This window comes from Thiomonas sp. (genome assembly GCF_054608695.1).
On the sequence record NZ_JBTRXV010000132.1, the window covers coordinates 1 to 7,050 of the forward strand.

Genomic DNA, 7,050 nt, shown 5'->3' on the forward strand with positions numbered 1-7,050 from the left:
GGTGGTGGAGCGCAATTCCCCGTAAATGTCCGATTTATGGCAGCAACACATCGGGATCTCCGTCAGGCCGTGAAGAATGGGACATTCAGGGAAGATCTTTTCTATCGCCTGAATGTAGTCGTTCTATCGATTCCCCCACTGAGAGAGAGAAGAAAGGACATCATCCCGATTTCCGAAAAATTCCTGTATAAATCGGCACAGATTTTCAGAAAGAAAATTCACCAAATCTCCCCATCAGCAAAACAGCTTCTCATCAACTACGATTTTCCCGGAAACATCAGGGAGTTATCGAATCTGATCGAACGGGCCGTGCTCTATTGCTCGGGAAACCAGCTTGAATGCGAACATTTTCCTGCCGAGATTCAATCGCGGAAACACTTCTCCAACGGAAAAATGCTGGAACAACATTCAGACCAGCAGGAATTATCCATTCCGTTCAGGCTGGGACAGGATTCGCTAGACAGCCATGAACAGGAACTTATCTCCAGAATCATGGCACATTCTCATGGAAAAAAGGTACTCGCAGCAAAACTTCTGGGGATAAGCAGATGGGCACTCGAAAGAAGAATCAAGGCGGAAAAATGAAAAAGGGGACCGGGAGTTACCACCCCGATCCCCTTCATTATAAGAAAGAAACGATCAATAGGCCTTGCTGAAGCCTGCTTCATCGCCATAGTTCCAAAGTTTCTGAGCGGCGGACCATTTCCACTTCTTTGTCAGATTTGAAAGGAAAACATCAACATCTGCATCGGTCACAGGACCCTTTGCCATGAAACGGCAACGATACCAGTTAACCATCATCAGGTCAGGGCTGACATATCCTGGCCAGACCTTTGTTCCCCTGTTTGAAATGAACTCGATCTTGAAGGCGCCGTAATCATCAAAAGCAGGAATTCCGTCTTCAGTAATAATATAGACATCAACACCAACAAGTGTAATCGGCTTGGCAGGTCTTTTTGCCCTTCTGGAAGTGGCTTCTGTAAGCATTTTTAGTTCTCCTTTTTCTGATAGGATTAAACGGTTTCCATCGCCTTGATGATGGCATCGGCATATTCATCGGTAGACGCCGTCCCGCCTGCATCGTAAGTCAAATGTTTTGCTTCGGCCAAAACCTTGTCCACACCTTTTTCAATACGGGTGGCGGCTTCATGCTCATTCAACCACTTCAACATCATCACACCAGAAAGAAGAACTGCAGAAGGATTCACTTTTTTCATGCCGGCATACTTTGGAGCGGAACCGTGAACAGCTTCAAAGATTGCGCAGTTATCGCCAATATTGGCACCAGGGGCGAAACCAAGACCACCGACCAATCCAGCACAAAGATCCGAGAGGATATCTCCGTAGAGATTAGGAAGAACCAGACAGTCAAACTGACCTGGATTGCGAACAAGCTGCATGGAACAGTTATCGACGATGATGTCTTCGGCGATAATCTCCGGGTATTTCTTTGCAACTTCACGGAAGGCTTCCAGAAAGAGACCATCGGTCATCTTCATGATGTTAGCCTTGTGAACGCACTGAATCTTCTTCCTGTTATTCGCCTTCGCCCATTTAAAAGCAAACTCGGCAATACGAACGGATCCCGGCCAGGTGATAACCTTAAGGCACTGGGCAACTTCGTCTGAAACCATATGCTCGATGGCAGCATAAGAGTCTTCCGTATTTTCCCTGAAGCTCAGGATATCGATTTTGTCCCAGGGACGCTTCAAGACAGGGATCAATTTGGCAGGGCGAACGTTTGCATAAAGGTCGAACATCTTTCTGAGGGTCACATTGGCGCTCTTATGGCCTGTGCCGACAGGTGTTGTCGTTGGTCCCTTGATGGCAAGCTTGTTTTTTGCGATTGATTTGATCGTTTTTTCCGGTAAAAGCGTGCCATGTTCCTTAAGGCAATCGAGACCGATCTCTTCATATTCCCATGTGATGTCAACACCACTATGGTCAATGACTCTTCTTACCGCCTCACAGATTTCCGGTCCGGTACCCTCTCCAGGCAACATCGTAATGACATGCTTTTTCATTAATAAAATCCTCCAGGATGCACCAATGTTCAGTCCTCTTTCCTCCCCATTGAAGAAAGAGTTGTTCCAAGCTAATAGCAACAACCATACCAGTTTCCATATTCCTTTTTTAATATATTCTTAGCGTTTTATATCATTGAGCATTACTGGAATACGTGCGAAAAATAGGTGTGATTTCGCACGTATTCCTAACCAAGAGCACAACAGTTAAAAACAGGAGAAGAATAAAAAGAAAATCAAAAAAACAGGGGTCCCCGGTTGGGCATTGACAACTCTTTTTTTACTGCCTAATATAATTCATGTATCATGCATCTTTTAGAGACAGGGAATACATCAGGAATGGATTGTTCAACGAAGAAAATTCCAACAAGGAGGAAAGATGGCTATCAACACGGATCTCATCAAAAAAAGCGCACAACTGATCGCACCACTCGGCAGCACCGTCACGGAATACTTCTACAACACAATGTTTACAGAGCATCCTGAAGTCAGAAAAATGTTTCCTGCAGAAATGGGAGTACAGGCCCAAAGACTTTTCGATTCTATCGTATATATCACTTCGAATATCGACAAGCCGGACGCACTTGTCCCCTATCTCCAGAGACTTGGAACCGGTCACATCAAGTTTGATACAAGACCGGAGCATTATCCGATCGTAGGAAACAGTCTGATGAAAACATTGGCACATTTTGCGGGCCCGGCCTGGACAAAAGAAATGGCCGAGGCATGGAGTGAGGCTTATAACCTCGCAGCATCTGTCATGATCGAAGCAGCATCCAAAGCCATGGATCCAGAACGTTATCAGCCTATTTCAGCCAAATAGTCCCTCTCCTCAAAAAACAAAAAGGCCTTGGGCAAATAGACGCCCTTGGCCTTTTTTTATAACCACACTGGAACTTTCCACAGAAGAAACCCTTGAAAGAGCCAACCCCTGCTTGGTCAAATAAAATGACCCGCTCGACTAAACCTTGGGTGATTTCTCTGACTCTACCTTGGCTGCCTCCGGCTCATCTTTGTAAGCTCTTCTGAAATTAGATATCGCTTTTCCCATCCCCGCACCGATCTCCGGAAGTTTTCGACCTCCAAAAACCAAAAGGACTATACCCAGAATCACAATCAGATGGAGTGGTTCAAATAGACCGGTCAACATAAAAACCTCCAATTGGCATATTGAGGAACACTTGTTGGGGTCATTATATCACATTCCTGTTTTGAACACACAACAAAGAAACAGATCCAGTTTTTCCTAACAAAAAAAGGGGAGTCGCTCACGCGACTCCCCTTTTTGAAACACTATACGACAGAAACTATGATCTTGCGGGCTGAGCCACTGGTGAAACAGGAACAGTCGCAGGTGACATAGCAGTCCTGTAGGCATTGTAAACAAAGATCCACTGACCGGTAATGATCAGGAAACCGCCCCAGGAACGAGCAACCATGTAAGGATGTGTTGCAACCACAGAGTCGATGTATGGAACTTCATAAACCTTCGCTGCGGCTTGGATCAAACCGGCTGCAGTCAGACTGGTCCAGAAAATGATGAACCCGATCGCAGTAAGCCAGTAATGCCAGAGTTCAAGAGTCGGGTTGAATTTCTTCCGGAGAAGACGCTCAACACCATAGTAAGTTCCACCAATCTCAATAAAGGTGGAAAAGCCAAGGATACCAAGATGGGCATGAGCAACAACCCAGTGAGTTCCATGGATGTACCAGTTGATGGCACGAGTCTGCTGAAAACCGCCCTGGAAGTTCAGGGGGATAGCAAAGAGGGTACCTGTGGTCACCCAACGCAGTGCAGGAACCTCAACAAACAGTCTCCACTTTCCGTACATGGTCAACAGGGCGTTCGCAAGGAATGCCATTGACGGAACGAGGATAAGAACACCGCTCACGGAGGAGAAGGACTTGAGCCACTCCGGGATTGGGGCACCCATCAGATGATGAGCTCCTGGTGTGGAGTAAAAAGCGAAGTTGGACCAGAAGTTCAGATGAGCCAGCTTATGGCTGTAAAGCGGGTTCCCCGTCAGTTTCGGAATCATGTAGTAGGCCACAGCCATGGACATTGGGGTGATCCAAAGCCCAAAGAGGTTATGTCCTGACCACCAGGTCAAAAGAGCCTCATTCAAACCTGTAACATGAAACACCTCAACGGACTGGGACAGGGCAAACGTTGTAGGCAAATACAGAAAGCAGCCCATAAAGATCCAGAGAGTCGGATAAATTCCTTTCACACGACGGTTCAGGACTGTCATGTAAAGGTTTGCCGCTAGCGGGATGAGAATAAAGGAAAGGACGTAAACATCGATCGGCCAGATAAAGTCCGAATACTCACGACCTGATTCAAAACCGAGATCGAGAGATACGTCGGCAACAAAGCCTCCGAGGTTCCACATCCATGCATTGAATACCCCAAGTTTTTCACTCCACAGTTTGTTTCCGCAGAGAAGTGGGGTCATGTAAAGAACCGCCGCGCCGAAAGCCATGGAGATCCACATGAAGGCGACCGTCATCACATGGGCAGGACGGATGTGACCGAAGTTCAGGTACGGCGTTCCGCTTAAAATATCCGGATACGCCAGTTTCAGGGACGTAACAAACCCGAGGGTCGTCCCGATCGCCAACCAGAGGATTGACGAAAAAAACATGGTTCTTGACGCAGTCCCTTCCGGAACCGATTTCTTTAGCATGGAAACTCCCCTTTCAATAATGCATCCGGTGGTAACTTGCCCCACATTTACAAACAGCCGGTTCCTTTGCCTCTGATAAGTCTACAAAGGAAAAGGTTGTTCACAATGTGGAGCTTTCATCACCCTGAATCCGTTCCAGCCAACGGCTTCAGGAGCGACACCCTGTCCTGAACCCCCCAATTTAAGGTCCAGTCATATGGGAAGCGGGACGACTCCCGCATTCATACGCTCAATCCGGCCTGTCCTCATCGCCCAGAAACATACCCTGACCGATTTTCCGGACCACCATCGCGAATGCTATCAGGAGGCTTGCACCTTGTCAAGGACCACTTCGGTTGTCATTCAAGTCAATATATGATTCATATTTTAGTGTTACATGCCGGCCAAAAATAAAACTCCGGAAGTTTTCCTTTTTTCCATAAATAACAGAATGTTCCCACTTCCGGAACTTTTCTCGTCTTTACCCCGGGTCCCGTCACATCATCACATGGCAAATGAACTCTCCCGCTCCTAAGCGCTTTGCGCTGCAGGAGGGGTTTCCGATCTCACGAGCGGATGTTCCTCTTTCGCCGAGGATGCGCGAAGGCGTTTGGGCCTTTGCGTCTTATGCTCCTCTCCGGAGGCTTTGACTTCGGACCGTTCCGGCCCTGGTTGTTTCTCTTTTCCGATCCCGCACCGCCGGACCCGTTTCTTCTGAATACTCCCCTCCAGAAGAAGTCGGATCCCCCTTTGGGCGATCACGCGGCTGGCGTTTTGATCGGCGTTATCCGTAAGTCCGCAGCGCTGGCAGACGAACTCGGCCTGCGAAGGCCGGTTGTCCGGGTGAATGTGCCCGCAGTGGGCACATTCCTGCGAACTGAATTGCGGTGGTACTTTAATCACGAGCTTTCCGTTCCGTCGGGCTTTGTACGAAAGAAAGAGGACGAACAGGCCCCAGCAGGACGACAGGATCGACCGGTTGAGACCGGCCTTGGCACGTGCCCCGTTCCGGAGGAAATTGCCGGACGCGTCTTTTTTGGGTTCCGGCTTTTTCGTCATGTTTTTGACCCTGAGATCCTCGACAACGAAGAGGCTCCGGTCAGAACCTTCGGCTATGGCATGGGTGGCCTTGTGGATCACATCTTTCCGGACGTCTTTGGTGTATTCGAAAGTCCGGGCCAGACGTTGTCTGGTCTTTTTTCGGTTCTGCGATCCTTTTTGCTGACGGGAGAGTGTCCGTTGCCACCGTCTCCGGCTCCGCTCCTTCTTCTCCATCCGGATCTTCTGGATGGAGGAGAAATCGATCCTTCCCCCATCGCTCGCCATCACCGGCGTCACCACACCCCGGTCGAATCCAACGGTTTTGCTCCGGAGTTCCTCTTCCGTAAACATCCGGAGCCAGGCGATCGTGTCTTCCTCTTTAGGCTCGGCCTGCCCATCGTCCGAGGAGAAGGAGACGTACCACTTTCCCGCCTCGACCGAGACGTGAAGTGAGGCGGGGCGGGAGTACGGAGTATGGGCCGTAAAGGACAGAACCCCCACCGGGAACTTCTTCGTCCCGAGAACAAGTTCCTCGGTGTGTGTCTTCTCGTCATATCGAAAGGAGAAAAGCTCGGAGGTGATCCAGACCGATTGCCGTCCGTCCTTTCTCTGAAAGACCGGTCTTCGGGAAAGTCCGGCATAGAACCTGGTATAGGACTGTTTCCACCGAACCGCCCCGTTACGGAGTATCTGGGAGGGAACCTCCCGGAGCCAGGGGGTGTTCTCTCCGATGAACCGGGCGTACTCCTGGTCGATGGGAACGGCCGTTCCCGAAAGGGAGACCGCTTTTTGGGCAAAGGTCCGGTAATACCGGTCTTCGGAGACCTTGGCGTTATAGATGAAGCGCTGATGTCCGATCCACTGGAGAAGGATCGACTCTTGGGCGGGGGTGGGATACGCGCGAAAGCGGTTGCCGATCTGCATGGGAGTATGATACCCTCGGTCACATGGATAATCAACCCAACAGATCAAGCTCCCATGCCGTACACTCTCTTAAGATGCACATTGTTTTTGTGACAAAATATCGGCGCAGGACGCTCGCTCCGGAATTGCTCAACTACCTGCATGGGGCCTTTGGAGAGATCCTTTTGGATTGGCGATGCCGCTTGCTTGAGTTTGGAGGGGAAGCGGATCACGTGCATCTGCTGGTGGAGATCCATCCCGCACTCAATCTCTCCACACTGATCAACAATCTGAAAACGGCCAGTTCCAGGCGCATCCGCTTTGCCGAGCATCTCAAGCAGTTCTATCAGAAACCGTATTTCTGGCACCGGGCTTACTATGTGGGGAGTGTGGGCGGCGCAACACTAGAAACGGTC

At 49.5% G+C, this 7,050-nt stretch carries 8 protein-coding genes; 3 read left to right on the plus strand and 5 right to left on the minus strand.

The window, feature by feature from the left end; translation table 11 throughout:
* Positions 1 to 585 (plus strand): AAA-type ATPase lid domain-containing protein (locus tag ACYCUK_RS22405; RefSeq protein WP_461596825.1); only part of this gene is annotated, 585 nt, incomplete at its 5' end.
* Positions 586 to 639: 54 nt separating this feature from the next.
* Here the strand turns inward: ACYCUK_RS22405 and ACYCUK_RS22410 are convergent.
* A complete protein-coding gene (locus ACYCUK_RS22410) occupies positions 640 to 987 on the minus strand; it encodes a hypothetical protein (protein WP_461596826.1) in 348 nt (115 codons plus the stop codon).
* Positions 988 to 1,013: 26 nt separating this feature from the next.
* A complete protein-coding gene (locus tag ACYCUK_RS22415) occupies positions 1,014 to 2,024 on the minus strand; it encodes an isocitrate/isopropylmalate dehydrogenase family protein (RefSeq protein WP_461596827.1) in 1,011 nt (336 codons plus the stop codon).
* Positions 2,025 to 2,403: 379 nt separating this feature from the next.
* On the opposite strand from ACYCUK_RS22415, the gene ACYCUK_RS22420 reads away from it, so the two are divergent.
* Positions 2,404 to 2,847 carry a globin domain-containing protein gene (locus tag ACYCUK_RS22420; RefSeq protein ID WP_461596828.1) on the plus strand — a complete coding sequence of 148 codons (444 nt, stop codon included), beginning with the start codon at positions 2,404 to 2,406 and terminating at the stop codon, positions 2,845 to 2,847.
* Positions 2,848 to 2,985: 138 nt separating this feature from the next.
* On the opposite strand, the gene tatA is transcribed toward ACYCUK_RS22420, so the two are convergent.
* The 3 genes from tatA to ACYCUK_RS22435 all read right to left on the minus strand — a co-directional run bounded on the left by tatA (position 2,986) and on the right by ACYCUK_RS22435 (position 6,655).
* Positions 2,986 to 3,174 (minus strand): twin-arginine translocase TatA/TatE family subunit, encoded by a 189-nt coding sequence (gene tatA, locus ACYCUK_RS22425; RefSeq protein ID WP_461596829.1) that lies wholly within the window; start codon positions 3,172 to 3,174, stop codon positions 2,986 to 2,988.
* A 157-nt stretch (positions 3,175 to 3,331) separates the two neighbouring features.
* Positions 3,332 to 4,711 (minus strand): cbb3-type cytochrome c oxidase subunit I, encoded by a 1,380-nt coding sequence (locus tag ACYCUK_RS22430; protein ID WP_014448973.1) that lies wholly within the window; start codon positions 4,709 to 4,711, stop codon positions 3,332 to 3,334.
* Positions 4,712 to 5,221: 510 nt separating this feature from the next.
* Positions 5,222 to 6,655 carry an RNA-guided endonuclease InsQ/TnpB family protein gene (locus tag ACYCUK_RS22435; RefSeq protein WP_461596830.1) on the minus strand — a complete coding sequence of 478 codons (1,434 nt, stop codon included), beginning with the start codon at positions 6,653 to 6,655 and terminating at the stop codon, positions 5,222 to 5,224.
* A gap of 23 nt (positions 6,656 to 6,678) precedes the next feature.
* On the opposite strand from ACYCUK_RS22435, the gene tnpA reads away from it, so the two are divergent.
* Positions 6,679 to 7,050: IS200/IS605 family transposase (gene tnpA / locus ACYCUK_RS22440; RefSeq protein WP_461596831.1), on the plus strand; the 372-nt coding region annotated here is incomplete at its 3' end.